Annotated in this window: 11 protein-coding genes and 1 tRNA gene; all 12 read right to left on the bottom strand. The window is 62.2% G+C overall.

Annotation, left to right across the window (positions count from 1 at the left end; genetic code table 11):
• Nucleotides 1–3: 3 nt before the first annotated feature.
• The gene (gene hypF / locus G5315_RS01475) at nucleotides 4–2,460 is read right to left on the bottom strand and encodes a carbamoyltransferase HypF (protein ID WP_421332184.1); all 2,457 of its coding nucleotides are present in this window, start codon (nucleotides 2,458–2,460) and stop codon (nucleotides 4–6) included.
• Nucleotides 2,457–4,340: a selenocysteine-specific translation elongation factor gene (gene selB / locus G5315_RS01470; protein ID WP_421332182.1), complete on the bottom strand. Its 1,884-nt coding sequence runs from the start codon at nucleotides 4,338–4,340 to the stop codon at nucleotides 2,457–2,459. The genes hypF and selB overlap by 4 nt, the downstream gene beginning before the upstream one ends.
• 4 nt (nucleotides 4,341–4,344) lie before the next feature.
• The gene (gene selA / locus G5315_RS01465; protein ID WP_421332181.1) at nucleotides 4,345–5,811 is read right to left on the bottom strand and encodes an L-seryl-tRNA(Sec) selenium transferase; all 1,467 of its coding nucleotides are present in this window, start codon (nucleotides 5,809–5,811) and stop codon (nucleotides 4,345–4,347) included.
• 313 nt (nucleotides 5,812–6,124) lie between these two features.
• Nucleotides 6,125–6,216: transfer RNA gene (locus G5315_RS01460), tRNA-Sec, on the bottom strand.
• A gap of 213 nt (nucleotides 6,217–6,429) precedes the next feature.
• Nucleotides 6,430–6,921: a hydrogenase maturation peptidase HycI gene (gene hycI, locus G5315_RS01455; RefSeq protein ID WP_421332179.1), complete on the bottom strand. Its 492-nt coding sequence runs from the start codon at nucleotides 6,919–6,921 to the stop codon at nucleotides 6,430–6,432.
• Complete coding sequence (locus G5315_RS01450) at nucleotides 6,921–7,334, bottom strand: formate hydrogenlyase maturation HycH family protein (protein ID WP_040065718.1); 414 nt, start codon at nucleotides 7,332–7,334, stop codon at nucleotides 6,921–6,923. Before G5315_RS01450 ends, hycI begins: the two co-directional genes overlap by 1 nt.
• On the bottom strand, nucleotides 7,327–8,142 hold the full coding sequence (locus G5315_RS01445) for an NADH-quinone oxidoreductase subunit B family protein (protein WP_005301886.1): 816 nt from the start codon (nucleotides 8,140–8,142) through the stop codon (nucleotides 7,327–7,329). The genes G5315_RS01450 and G5315_RS01445 overlap by 8 nt, the downstream gene beginning before the upstream one ends.
• Nucleotides 8,142–8,699, bottom strand: coding sequence for a formate hydrogenlyase complex iron-sulfur subunit (locus tag G5315_RS01440; RefSeq protein WP_005345227.1), 558 nt, complete (start codon nucleotides 8,697–8,699; stop codon nucleotides 8,142–8,144). Before G5315_RS01440 ends, G5315_RS01445 begins: the two co-directional genes overlap by 1 nt.
• Nucleotides 8,700–8,708: 9 nt before the next feature.
• Nucleotides 8,709–10,427, bottom strand: coding sequence for an NADH-quinone oxidoreductase subunit C (locus G5315_RS01435; protein WP_040065714.1), 1,719 nt, complete (start codon nucleotides 10,425–10,427; stop codon nucleotides 8,709–8,711).
• An 80-nt stretch (nucleotides 10,428–10,507) separates the two neighbouring features.
• Nucleotides 10,508–11,461, bottom strand: a complete 954-nt coding sequence (locus G5315_RS01430) for a respiratory chain complex I subunit 1 family protein (protein WP_421332177.1) — start codon at nucleotides 11,459–11,461, stop codon at nucleotides 10,508–10,510.
• Nucleotide 11,462: 1 nt separating this feature from the next.
• Entirely contained in the window at nucleotides 11,463–13,334 is a 1,872-nt protein-coding gene (gene hyfB / locus G5315_RS01425; protein WP_421332175.1) for a hydrogenase 4 subunit B, read from the bottom strand.
• On the bottom strand, nucleotides 13,334–13,999 hold the full coding sequence (locus G5315_RS01420; RefSeq protein ID WP_005333313.1) for a 4Fe-4S dicluster domain-containing protein: 666 nt from the start codon (nucleotides 13,997–13,999) through the stop codon (nucleotides 13,334–13,336). The genes hyfB and G5315_RS01420 overlap by 1 nt, the downstream gene beginning before the upstream one ends.
• Nucleotides 14,000–14,307: the final 308 nt, after the last annotated feature.

Below are 14,307 nucleotides of genomic sequence, written 5' to 3'. Positions count from 1 at the left end.
ATTTCAGGACTCCGACAAAGTGGCGCCACTTTTTATGGCAGCAAGAGAGGAGATGGAGGGCTGGTGCGCCGCAAGATGGTGGATGGCAAACCAGAGCTGACCGGCGGCGATGCCACCGTCATTGAGCGGCAGGGTTTCGCTGGTCAATACCTGCCGACCGGCTGCTTCGAGAGCGGGCACCAGCTGGTCCATCAGCACCCGGTTTTGAAAGACGCCGCCCCCCAGCGCCACCGGATAGCCGGGGAAGCGCTCGGCCAGAGCGATAACCAGATTACTGATGGCGCGGATAAAACCGGCGGCCAGGCTGGCGGTGGAGGTGCCTTTGCGCCGCTCGCTGACAAGGGTATTGATGAGCTCGGCCCACTCGATCTGCAGCGGCCCTTCCGCTGATTGGTTGAGATCAAAGGTAAGGGGGAAGGGCTGTTCATCGGGAGCCAGCTGCAAGGCGGCCGCCTCCAGCAGGAGCCCTGCTTCGCCCTCGTAATCGGGGGTGTCGATCACCCCCAAGAGCGCCGCCACCGCATCGAACAGACGGCCGATGGAGCTGGTGTAAGGGGCGTTGCGGCCCAGCTGCCAGAGCTGGTGCAGGTTGCTGATCCGCTCAAGGGGCAGTTTGTTGATCAACGGAATATCGAGGGCGCTGATCTGCTCAGGGCTGTGCGATTCAAACAGCAGCCCCAGCAGCTGGCGCACCGGCTCGCGGATGGCCGCTTCGCCGCCGATCAGCTTGAAGGGTGCAAGGTGGGCAACCCGCTCAAATCCCTGAACGTCTGCCAGCAGCAGCTCGCCACCCCAGAGGGTGCCGTCATCGCCAAGGCCGGTGCCATCGAAGGCAACCCCCAGCACCGGGCCCGTGATGTTGTGCTCGGCCATCACCCCCAGCAGGTGGGCGTGATGGTGCTGCACCTCGAGGTGGGTCACCCCCTGATTGCGGCAATAGCCCTTGGCCCACTGATGGCTGAGGTAGCCCGGGTGGCGATCCGACACCAGCAGTTCTGGCTTGAGATCGTAGAGGTCGCGAAAGGTCGCCAGGGTCTGCTCAAAGTGCTCCTGCATCGGCAGGCTATGCAGATCGCCGATATAGGGGCTGTAGATGCGCTGGCGGCTGAAGGCAAGCGCCAGCTGGTTCTTCTGCTGCGCCCCGACCGCCAAGAGCGGTACCTTGACCGCCTCTTGCAGGCTGGGGGTGCAGGGGGCATAGCCCCGGGCGAGGCGCAACGTCTGGCGTCGCCCGCCTGCCCACTGCACCAGACTGTCGTCGCAGGGGTGCAGGATGGGGCGATTGTGATCCAGGATGCCGTCAATCTCGCTGCCGAGTTCCCTGACCACCGCCTCGCACTCGATGAGGATCGGGCTGCCGCGACCATTGGCGCTGGTGGCCACCAGCGGCATGGCGCACGCGTCCAGCAGCAGCTGATGGAGCGGGGTATAGGGGAGCATGACCCCAAGGTAGGGGATGCCGGGGGCGATCCCCTCGGCCAGCGGCGCGGTTGTCAGTAGGGATTCTGAGTGCCGATCATCGTTAATGCGCTTGCGCAGCAAGGTGATGGGTCTGGCCTGAGAGGTGAGCAGCTTCCACTCGGCCTCGCAGCCGGTGACATGCAGTTTGGCCTCGGCAAGGGAGCCCATCATCACCGCCAGCGGCTTGCGCGCGCGCCGTTTGAGCGTTCGCAATCTGGCCACACTCCGTTCATTGCGGGCATCGCATATCAGGTGATAACCCCCCATCCCCTTGACCGCAATCAGGGCTCCCGCTTGCAGGGCGCGGGCGGCTTCGAGCAGGGCATCCTCGCGCTCGGCCAGGGCATCGCCGCGACCGCTGCGCCAGGTCAGATGCGGCCCGCACTCGGGGCAGCTCACCGGCTGGGCGTGGTAGCGTCTGTCCAGCGGGTTTTCATAGGCCGCCGCACAGCGCGGGCACATGACAAAGCCTGCCATGGCGGTGTGGGGGCGGTCGTAGGGGAGGCTGCGGATGATGGTGTAGCGTGGGCCGCAGTGGGTGCAGTTGGTAAAGGGGTAGTGGTGGTGGCGATCCGCGGGGTTGGCAACGTCCGTGGCGCACGCCTCGCACATTCCCTGATCCGGCGAGATGGCGACCGTGGCGGCGCTCTGCTGCTGGCTGGCTTTAATTCGAAACTGGCCATGAAATTGGCCATCGAAGTCGGGATCATGAGCAAGGGGCAGTTCCCGCTCGCTGAAATGATCGATACGGCTTAAGGGCGGCGCCAGTTCCCGCATTTCGCGGGCAAAGCTGGCCAGCTGCTCGGGCGATCCTTCGGCGCCGATAGTGACGCCGTTGGCATCGTTCAACACATAACCGGCAAGGCCGTGGCGCAATGCCAGCCCATAGACGAAGGGGCGAAAGCCGACCCCCTGTACGATGCCGTCGATATGAAATTCGCGGCGCAGCCGGTTGGCCACATGACTCGGAGAGATAGAGGGGGCAATGGTGGCGCTCATGCCGGCTCCATCTCATCTTGAGTCTGCGGCAAACGCAGCACCCGGCGCTCGTTCTCCTCGCGTCGTACCCAGCCATCCATCTCCATGCGCAGGCAGAACGGAATGGCGTATTTGCGCGACAAGCCGGTGATCTCCTTGAGGGATGCCATGTCGATCAGATCTCCCACCTGCTGGCCCGCCAGCACGGCGGCAACCATCTGGTTGTAAAGCTCGGCGTCGTAGTAGATGGGGCCATCGAGTTGCACCAGATACTTGAGTCGCGCCAGATTGCGCAGCTGCTTTTGCAACGCGCCTTTTTGTAGCAAGCCCTGCTGCAGGGCGGCGGGCAGCTTGCGGGTGATAAAGGGATCCAGCTCCACGCCGCCGGGGCCCAGTTTACCGGGCTCGTAACCTTCCTTGCCTTGATCTCGCACCACCTTGAGCACCAGCTGCGCCTCTTCCCCCAAATCATCTTCCGACTCGCCACTGCCCGGTTGCCACTTGTCATGGTGCAGGCGAATGTGTTGCTCACTCTTGAGCTGCTGGAGCAGGGCCTGAGTGACCGGCAGGGCGATGCCAAAGCGGGTTGCAAGCTCTGCGGCGCTCAGCGGTTCGTTTGCCAAGTTAGCGAGCAGCTGGTCGCGGCTTTGAGCCAGCCAGCAGTTATCCAGCAGCCACTCACCGAGGGGGGTGACCAGCTCGGGCCGCTGGTCAAAGCGGCTGGCCAGCACATAGCCGTTGAGCCCCAGCTGCAGGGTGGCTGGGTTGTAGCGCTCGAGCTCATCTGGCAGCTCGCCCAGTAGGGTGTGCAGCGCCTTGCGTCTGGCAGGATGAATGTCGCCGCACCAGACGATGCGGGCGCCGTGCAGCAGTTCGCTGCTGCCGTGGCGAATGATGGCGAGCGGCTGGCCAAAGAAGCAGGGAATGGGGCTGGCAAAGATCAGTCGTGCCAGCCGGGTGTCTTTTATTGGTACAAAGCGCGCCCGGCCGTGCCAGCTGCCGAGGGCCACTTCCACCTCCTGCGTGCGTAGCGCCTTGCCACTCAGGCTCTCGGCGTTGAGTCGTACGATAAGGTGGGTTGCCGCCTCGCACTGGCCAGCAGTGCTGGTGAGGCAGTGGCCGCGGGCCACCTCCTTGTGGGGCACCTTTTTAAGGCCCACCGCCACCCGACAGACGGCGCCGATCTCATCAAGGCTCTGGTGATAGGCCTGCAGGGAGCGCACCTGCACCTCGCGACCGGCAGGTTGGAGCAGGAGTTTGTCCCCCACCTTGAGGCTGCCCTGCTGCAAGGTGCCGGTGAGCACGGTGCCGGTACCATTGGCGGTAAAGACCCGGTCTACATACAGTCGCGGGGCACCCTGTTCGCGGGCAGCGTGCGATTCTGGCAGATCGGCAAGCTGGCGCACAATGGCGGCGTGCAGGGCGGCCATATTGGCGCCGGTTTTAGCGCTGACGCTGAAGATATCGGGCACCATGCCGCTCTCGTCCATCACCCGCTCCAGCAGGCTCTCTTCAAGGAGTGCCAGCTCGTCGGGGGCGACCAGATCGCACTTGTTGATGCAGACCAGCAGGCGCGGCACCCCCATCGCCTTGAGCAGGCGCAGGTGATCGCCGGTCATCGGCATCCACCCCTCATCGGCGGCAATGACCAGCAGCACCAGATCCAGACTCCAGAGCCCCGCCACCATATTGCGGATATAGCGCTCGTGGCCGGGCACGTCGATGACGCCTATGGTGTTGCCCTGACCGTCGTCGAAGTGGGCAAAGCCGAGATCCTGGGTCATGCCGATGGCCTGCTCGTGGGCACGGGCGGTGGTGATGCCGGTGAGGGCCTTGATAAGCAGGGTCTTGCCGTGATCCACATGGCCGGCAAGACCGATAACGGCGCGATAGGGGGTCATGGGATCAGGGCTCCTCGGTCGCATTTGTTGCATTGAACGGGGCGGGCAGCAGCAACTCCTTGAGTTGGGCGATCAGCAGTTCCATCTCGGTCGGCAGCAGGGTGGCCATATTGAGCAGCACCTTCTGCTGGCGCACGGTGGCGATGACCGGCACCGGCAGTTCGCGCAAATCATCGAGCAGCTGCTGGGCCGGACGCGGGTCGGTGCACTCCAGCGCAGGGGCCGGGTAAAACTCGTCCGGCAAGGTGCCACCGCCCACCACCAGCTGGGCGGGGACCGGCGCAAAACAGCCGGGCAGGGCGGCCATCAGCTGGTCGGCTCTCGCCTGCATGGCGGCCGGATTGCTCAGGGTGCGCTGGGCGATACCCTCGCCGACGGGAGATTTGTTGAGCTTGTGGATGAGCAGGCGTTCGAGCAGGGAGTAGACGATGCGGCTTGGGCGGAAGGTGCGCATCATGGGGTGTTTTTCCAGCCGCTTGATAAGGTCGCTGCGGCCACTGATGATGCCCGATTGCGGGCCACCAAGCAGCTTGTCGCCGGAGTAGCAGACCAGATCTGCCCCCGCCTTGATGTACTGGCGCACCGAGGTTTCATCCGGCGCAAACTCTTCGCTGGTCAAGCCGGAGCCCTGATCCACCGCCAGCACTACATGTTCGGGCAGGGCGCGGGCCACCTCGCCGATATCGGGGGATTCGGTAAAGCCGCGAATGGCGAAATTGGATCTGTGCACCATCAGCACCAGCGCGGTCTGATCGGTGATGGCATCGAGGTAATCTTTGGCGGTAGTGATATTGGTAGTGCCCACCTCCACCAGTTTGGCACCGGAGAGGGCCAGAATATCGGGAATGCGAAAGCCGCCGCCAATCTGGATCTGCTCGCCACGCGAGACGAGTACCTCGCGCCCCTTGGCCACCTCCTGCAGCAGCAAAAAGAGCGAGGCTGCGTTGTTGTTGACCACCAGCGAATCCTCGGCCTGGGTGAGGCAACGGAGCAGGGGGGCGATCAGCCCCTTGCGCCCGCCGCGTTTGCCGGTGGCGAGATCCAGCTCCAGATTGTTGTAGCCGGTGTTGAGGTCACGCACCTCGTCCCACAGATCGGCACTTAACGGCGAACGCCCCAAATTGGTGTGCACCAGGGTGCCGGTGGCGTTGATCACCCGGGTTTGACGCTGGCGCAACAGCTGTTGGCAGCGTTTGGCAATCAGCGTCTCGAGCTGCTCGGGGGCAACGCCATGCTGGCGAAAATCTTCGCTCTGGCGCAGTTCGCTCAGGGTGTCGCGCACCGCCTGAGTCACCAGTGGGCGGCTCAGCGCCTCGATAAACCCGGCGAGAAAGGGTTGCTGCAGCAGCTGCTCCACTTGCGGCAGACGGCGGGTTTGTTGCTGGCCGGGCTGTTGCTGTGAATCGTCGGCAGCCGTACCTGATGCTGGCTGGCGGTGGGGGATGGCTGGCGCGTGAGACGAGTTCGGCATGGGATTACCAGTGCAGTGCGTGGGTTCGGGATGCGCACCGGTTTGCCGATAGAGAGGCCGAGCTGACGGGTTATGGCACTGCTGGCGATTTGCGGATAACTGCAAACTGGGTGCATCAATGAGCGGGTATAAATTAATGCTGCATCGATGCTGATAAATTAATTTTTGGCCAGCGAGATAACCTGAGTTCGGATTATATTGGCAAGCGGCAAGCACCTTTTTAAGGTATTACTTCAAACGTATTGAACAAACAATGGAAATAACATCCAGGCCGAAAAATTCAGCGAGAGAGTATTTGTTCAATAGATAAATTTGGCGGAAGAGGCAGGAATCGAACCTGCCAAAGCCTTCTCGGCTCACATCGGTTTTGAAGACCGAGGAGGCCACCAGACCCCATCAACTTCCGTAACGGTCGCCATTTTGTGGCAAATTTATGTGACTGGCAACGCTTTTTTTGTCATAAAAAAGCGAGAGTTAGCGATTTTTTGAAAAAATCAAAGAACCTTGTTTTATATCAAGTTCAGCACAATTAGCCCGATATTTTTAATTTAACATCGGGCCTCGATCACATTGCCTGAACCGTCGGTCAATAACGGTCGTTAACAACTCGATAAATAATCACCGCTTGGCATTGTCAATATTCCACTGCTCCAGTTTCTCTATTAACAAGTCGGTATCCTTGGTGGCATCAAGATGCTGATAAAGATAATCCATCGCCTCGCTCACCATCTCGGTCATCGGGAAAGAGAACGCCACCATGGCCGGTTGTACCCCGACAAAGATCACCTCGGGGACAAAGGTCTTGAGCTCGTCGATCAGGAAATTGAGCGGCATATTGTGGGTCGAGAAGATAAACATCTCGGCGATAGTTTCGGGGGGGATCACCTGCAGGGTACCCGCCTTCTCGCCGATCTCGGCGGCATCCACCAGCACCACCCGCTCCGGTTGCAGCTCCCGCACCTTGTAGACCACATTTTCCGGCGCGATGCCGCCGTCGATATGGATCCAGCCGGGCAGGGGGGCGGCCTGCAGCTTGTCGGCAAGATAGGGGCCGGCACCGTCGTCCCCCATCATGGCATTGCCCACGGTCAACACGAGATTACAGCCCATCAGCGGCTCCTTACCATCAGGTACATATGGGGGTCGTTAAAGAGGGCGGTGAGCTGATCCATAAAGGTGTTGGTCCAGCCCAGCTCCTGCTCATCGAGTAGATTGTCGGCTTTGCGCAGTCGGTCGAAGGCGCAGGCCAGCATATGGCAGTGCTCGCGATAGATGGTGATCTCGCCAAAGGTGAGAAATCCCTCCATCTTGCGGCGCGCTTCACTTCCCTCTGGCAGCTTGGCTACCCAGTCGCGATAACCGATCAGCGAGCAGACCAGGTCTGCTCGCAGGCAATCGACGATGCCGAGGTGATGGCCGATGGCGAGGCTGTAGTACATCACCTCTTTGGCCTCTTCCGGCACGTCGAACTGCTCGTCGACGAACTTGCGCGAGAGTCGATAGAAGAAAACCTCGTCAGCCATGCACCGCCTCTCCCTTGCCGGCCGCCCGGTTGAGGCAGGCGTTTGCGAGGTTGTTGACGATCTCCGCCAGACGCGGATCGTCGTGCTGATCGAGGTAGCTCTGGATGCGCAGATCCACATCCTGTTGGGTCGCCCCTTCGAGCAGGGCCATAAACTCGTCGGCGATGATCCGCCCCTGACGATAACCGGCCATGCGGCGCGCCTCGCGTTCGATCATCACCCGAATTTCGTTGGGGATGCCGGTGTGGCGCAGCTCGACCCGCTCACCCGGTTGCACCTCGTGACTGGTGGCTTTGAGTTTCTGTTCCAGCAGACCGAGCGCCACCGCAAAGCCGTAGATGGTGGCCGCCGGTGTCGGAGGGCAGCCGGGAATATAGACATCCACCGGCACGATCTTGTCGGTGCCGCCCCAGACGCAGTAGAGGTCGTGGAAGATGCCGCCGTCACAGCCGCAGGCGCCGTAGGCGATGCAGATCTTGGGATCGGGCGCCGCCTCGTAGGCGCGCAGGGCCGGCACCCGCATCGCCCGGGTTACCGCGCCGGTAAAGAGCAGGATGTCGGCGTGGCGGGGGGAGGCGACCACCTTGATGCCGAAACGCTCGGCATCAAACAGCGGGGTGATGGTGGCGAAGATCTCGATCTCGCAGGCGTTGCAGCCGCCGCAATCGACCCGGTAGACATAGGCCGAGCGGCGAATGTCCTTGAGCAGGGTCTTCTTGAGCTTGGTGATCTCGGGATCCTGTGCCAGCGGCACGGCACGGGTATGGGCATGGCCGACAACCGGTTCTATGCCTTTGATCTTGCTCATCACATCCACTCCTTTTGTGCGGCCATCGGTGTGGCTATCGGTGTGATCAGGGCCGAGTCAGGCTGGCTCAGCATGCTCTGTTTGCGTTTGCAGTCGGGGCAGTGGTGCAGTCGCTCCGGGGTGGCCAGCGGCGTGCCTGCCTGCTTGAGGGTGTCCTCCACCAGCGCCACCAGCTTGCTCGGGGCAAAGTAGGTGCCGCACAGGGTGCAGGGGGCCAGCGCGAAGCGGGCCTCCTCATAGAGATCCGCCTTGTTGGTCACCGCCAGCTCGAACTCGGGGGAGAGGGCGATGGCGCGGGTCGGGCAGACCTCCTCGCAGCGGCCGCAGAAGATGCAGCGCGCCATGGAGATCTCCCAGCGCCGTTCGCCGGTCTCCATGTCCACTTCCATCACCAGCGCGTTGGCCGGGCAGGCCTTGGTGCAGGCGGCGCAGGCGATGCACTGATCCGCCTGATATTTGGGTTTGCCGCGAAAATCCCGGTTCACCTCGTAAGGGGCGAAGGGGTACTTGGCGGTCGGGGTGCCAGCCTTGAGGATGGTCTTGAACAGCTTGATCATGATGACCCCTTATTTCAGCGGAGAGTTTTTGCGATCGATACCGTAGCGCTCGATCTCCTTGTAGGAGACCACGGTGGATTTGCCCTTCTTGGGGTCGACCAGGGTGACCCGGTCGGTACAGGAGTAGCAGGGATCCAGACTGCCGATGATGAGCGGTGCATCCGCCACGGTATTGCCGCGCAGCATGTAGCGCAGAGCGGGCCAGTTGGCGTAGGTGGCGGCGCGGCAGCGCCAGCGGAACAGCTTCTGGTTGTCCCCGGTCATGCTCCAGTGGACGTTCTCGCCGCGGGGCGCCTCGGTAAAGCCCAGCGCAAATTTGCCCGGCTGGTAGGTGAACCCTTCGGTGAGCAGTGGCCCCTCCGGCAGGTGCTCAAGACCAAACTCAATCATGTCGAGGGAGTCGTAGAGCTCGTGGATGCGCACCAGCACCCGGGATTGCACATCGCAACCCGCCTTGGTCTGGATCTCCATCGGCAGCTCGCGGTAACCGGCAAAATCGTGAACCCGGCGCACGTCGCGCTTGAAGCCGCTCGCCCGCACCATGGGGCCGACGCAGCTGAAATCGCGGGCAATTTGCGGCTCGAGCTTGCCGATACCGATGAGACGGGAGGATATGTTGGCGGTATCCAGCAGCATGGCCACCAGGGGTTTGAGCTCATCACGGAGCTCGCGCACCAGCTGGGCACCCTTGATGCGATCTTCCTTGAAGATGTCGCGGCGCACCCCGCCAATCAGGTTGAGGCCGTAGGTCTTGCGGGCACCGGTCAGCAGCTCGGCCAGGGTCATGGATTTCTCCCGCACCCGGAAGAACTGCATGAAGCCGGTGTCGAAACCGGTGAAGTGGCTCGACAGGCCGATGTTGAGGATATGGCTGTGCAGGCGCTCTACTTCCAGCAGCACGGCGCGGATCATCTTCGCCCGCTCCGGTACCGGAATACCCATGGCGTTCTCTACCGAGGTGGTGTAGGCGACACTGTGGGTAAAGCCGCAGATGCCGCAGACCCGATCGGTCAGAAACGCCACTTCGTTGTAGCCCATACGGGTTTCCGCCAGCTTCTCCATGCCGCGATGGACATAGAAGAGGCGGTAGTCGGCATCGATGATGTCTTCGCCATCGACGAACAGACGAAAGTGGCCCGGTTCATCCGAGGTGATGTGCAGCGGGCCGACCGGCACGATGCGGTTGGCATCACTGCCGAGCTCGTTGACGAAGGGGTAGGTCTCGGTGTCGGTGGTGGGCATCGGGCGCTGGCGATAATCCATGGCGTCCTTGCGCAGCGGGTGGATATCCTCCGGCCAGTCATCCGGCAGTACCAGACGGCGTTCGTCCGGCAGGCCGATGGCGCGCAGGCCGTACATGTCGCGGATCTCCCGCTCGCCCCACACCGCCGCCGGAATTGTCGGGGTGATGGAGGGGTACTCCTGGGTATCGGCATCCACCAGCACCTTGACGGTGATCCAGCACTTGGTGTCGCCCTCCATGGAGAAGACGTGGTAGACCGCGAAGTGGCCGTTGAGGCTGCGCTCGTCATTGGCAAAGGAGAGCGGAAGCCAGCCCCCCAGCTGATGGAAGATCAGGCTGGCCGTCTCGACCAGACTGGTGGGCTTGACGGTGATGGTGGCCTGATCGGCGGTTTGCCACTCCTCGTCGACGATGGCGTGGGGCAGTTGTGCTCGCACCTGCTGGATGTAGTCGCAGCCGATGCGATCCGAAATGGCGATGGTCATGCAGTTCTCACTTTAATGTTCGGGAATGAGCATTCACAAATGATGAAATCGGAAAAAGTTGCTGTGCTGGCGGGCATGGTTCAGATCCCGACCAGATAGGCGAGCAGCGCCAGCAGGGCCAGCCCCAAGCCGTAGCGGGTGAGCTTGTGGGTGCGCACGAACTGGGTACGGGCCATGGCGTTTTCGATGATGCCGGCCAGCAAAAAGGCCACCAGCAGCTTGCAGGCGAGGATCAGCGCTGCGCCGATGAGCGCAGGCAGACTCCAGTTGGCCGCCTTGCCGAAGGGCAGGAAAACCACCAGAAAGAGCTGCACCACCACCAGCTGCTTGAGGCCGATGGAGAGCTTGAGCAGGGCCAGGCCCGCACCGGAGTACTCGGTGAGCGGTCCCTCCTGCAGCTCCTGCTCGGCTTCGGCGCAGTCAAAGGGCAGCTTGCCCATCTCGACAAACACCGCGAAGGCGCAGGCGGCGCCGGCCAGCAGGGTGGCAACTGGCGCGGCCAGCGGCTGGGTCGCCACATAGTTGCTGATATTGCCCAGATCCGAGCTGCCCACCATCATCGCCATGATGAAGCAGGCGAGCACCAGAATGGGCTCCACCAGAATGCCGAGGGTCAGTTCGCGGCGGGCGCCGATCCCTGCAAACATGCTGCCGCTGTCGAGCCCGGAGAGGGAGAAGAAGAAGCGGAAGATGGCGAACAGATAGATATCGGTGATGAGATCCCCGGCGATGGGGAAGGGAGACTCGTGAGTCAGGGTCGGCAGCGCCATCCCCACCAGCAAGAGGGCGGCGATGAGCAGCGCAGGCATCAGGTTGAAGATGATGCCGGCAGGCTCGGGGGTCACCTCCTGACGGCGCAGGAGCTTGGCGATATCCCGGTAATCCTGCAGCAGGCCCGGCCCCTGACGGGAGTGCATCTTGGCCCGCAGCACCCGGTTGAAACCGGTGGCGAGCGGCGCCAGCGCCAGCATGGCGATGGCCTGGGTCAGGGCGAGGGCAACCATGCCCCAGCTCGGCATTTCAAGAACAGGCATATCAGACTCCTACAGCCATCAGGATAAAGAGCGCCAGCACAACACCGTGCAGCAACCAGCCGGTTGTCCCGCTGGTATCGCTCACCCCGTGCAGGGCGCTGGCCAGATCGAGCTGCGGCTGCTTGCGATAGAGTGGCGCGCAGAGTTGGCGCAAGGTGTGGGTGACACCGCCAGAGGTGAGGCTCATGCGTTCCTCGTAGGCGTAACCACAAGCCCACGGGGTGCCGGCGTGACGACGACCCAGCTTGGGCCCCTTGAAGATGGCCAGTACCAGCAACGGTATGAGGAACAGACCCAGCAAGGTGATGGCGATAACGGGCGGGGAGAGGATCGCTTGGCTACTATCGAGTGGCAGCAGGGTGGCGCCGGTGGCGACACTCATCTGGCTGGCAACGAGTGCCTGACCATAGCTGGCGATATGGGGGGCAATCCAAGGGGCGCCCAGACCCAGCACCAGACAGACCGCGGCCAGCAGCAGGGTGCCTGCCACCATGGCCCCCGGTACTTCGCGGGCGTGGCTCGCGTGTTCGCTGCGCGGGGCGCCGCAGAAGCAGATGCCATACACCTTGACGAAACACATCACCGCCATGGCGCCGGTTACCGCCAGCATCACTACCGCGAGCGGCGCGACGACAGAGGTGCCGAGTTTGGTCATGGAGAGCAGGGATTGGTAGATAAACCACTCGCTGACAAAGCCGTTCAGCGGCGGCAGCGCCGAGATGGCCATGGCACCGATGAGAAACGCCAGCGCGGTCCAGGGCATCAGCTTGGCGAGGCCCCCCATCTTGTCCATGTCGCGAGTGTGCAGGCGGAACATCACCGAGCCGGTGCCCATAAAGAGCAGGCTTTTGAAGATGGCGTGGTTGAGCAGGTGATAGAGGGCGCCGAGCAGCCCCAGCACCACCAGTGCCGGCTGCTGGTTGGCGATGCCGATCATGCCGATCCCCATCCCCATCAGGATGATGCCGATGTTCTCCACCGTGTGGTAGGCGAGCAGCCGCTTGAGGTCATGCTCGGCCAGCGCAAACAGCACCCCGAGCACTGCCGAGCAAGCACCGAAGATCAGTACCACATAGCCCCACCAGAGCTGGCTGGCGCCGAGAAAATCGATGCTGACCCGCAAGATGCCAAAGAGACCCAGCTTGACCATCACGCCAGACATCAGCGCCGAGATATGGGACGGCGCAACGGGCTCGGCCACCGGCAGCCAGCCGTGCAGCGGCACGAAACCGGCGCGCAGGCCAAAGCCGCAGAAGCTGAGCAGAAACACCAGAGAGGCCAATGCGCCCGCCAGATGGTGCTCGCGCAGCGCGGCGAACTCCAGCGAACCGCTTTCACGGCAGAGCAGCCAGAAGGCGATCAGCACCAGCGCCATGCCGATATGGTTCATTACCAGATAGAGACGGCTCTGTTTGGCGGCCTCGGGGTTGGTCTTGACCAGCCAGTAGGTGGTGAGGGTCACCAGCTCGTAGCAGAGCAAGAAACCGAGTGCGTTGTCGGCCAGTACCATGCCCACCATGGCAAAGAGGAAGAGGTTCATCAGCGCGCCGATGGCCACATCCCCCTTGCCCTGATATTCGCGGATATAGGCAAAGGAGTAGAGGGCGACGGCGACGCCGACGGTGCTAATCACCAGCAGCATCAGCGCGGCCAGCATGTCGAGGTGCACCGAGCCCAGCAGCCAGAGCTGGCCGTCGATGGGGGCGCCTTGGGCAAAGATCTGGATGGCGGCGACCAGACCCGCGAGCGAGCCCAGCAGGGCAAAACCGCTATTGAGACGGTTGGCCAGTGCGGGCAGCTTTTGCAGGAGCAAACCGGCGGCAGCGCCCAGCAAAAAGAGCAGGAGCGTGGCCATAACAAGGGGGGACAACATCAGCGAACTCCCTCTGTGGTAGATAAATCGGATGCAGGGATCGCCGTGGCAGGCGCCGAGAAGGCAGAGGCCCCTTGCGGGTTGGTGTCGGCCGCTTGCTGGCGACGGATACGGGCGGCGCGTTCGGTGTCGCCGTCATTGACCAGCTTCAGCGCCTGGGAGGGACAGGCACCGACACAGGCCGGGCCATCGGCGCGAAACTCGCACAGATCGCACTTGACCGCGATGCTGCGCACCCCCGGCTCCCAGCTCAGCAGATCCTCGCCAAAGCAGCGCAGGCCGGCGGAGGTGGAGGGGTTGCTGGAGCGGATGGAGCAGGGGATATAGGTGTCGTAACTGGTGGCCACGGCCACCGGACGGCTGCCGCCGCTCTGGATAGCGCCAAAGGGGCAGGCCACGGCGCAGAGATTGCAGCCGATGCAGAGCGACTCGTTGAGTTGCACGCAATCGCCGGTCTGGCGAATTGCCTCGACCGGGCACACCTTGATGCAGGGGGCATCGTCACAGTGACGGCACTGAACCGGCATGGTCGCCTGCTCGTGTCGCATAACGGTTAAACGGGGGGCTTGCTGCAAACCTTGCGCCTTGTGTACCTCGCTGCAGGCCGCCATACAGGTGCCACAGCCGATACAAAGCTTGGGGTCAGCGATAACGAAGCGGTTCATAGCCTACCTTGTCGTGTCGCGAACGGAGAAAGTAGGGGCAGGTTGGCAAGATACGGGCCAGAATGGTTTTTGCAGCCAAATTGGTTTTAAGTTTCTGTTTCTAAATGAATAAAAATTTTCGTGTGGTTGGATGAACGAGCTGATGTGGCTGTCGAACTGTGACGTTCGTCACTTGTGACGAAGCAGCCAAGAGGGTTCGTCACCTTGGAAAATGCAGTATGAGTAGGGTGCAAAGAACGAAGTGAATTGCACCGTTTGCAGCAAGTGAATTGCACCGTTTGCAGCATATGGTCGCCGTGGTTTGCTCC

This window comes from Aeromonas sp. 603607 (assembly GCF_049171595.1).
Classification (GTDB): domain Bacteria; phylum Pseudomonadota; class Gammaproteobacteria; order Enterobacterales; family Aeromonadaceae; genus Aeromonas; species Aeromonas veronii.
The sequence above is the reverse complement of the archived record's forward strand: the minus strand, read 5'-3'. Positions and strand labels throughout refer to the sequence as shown.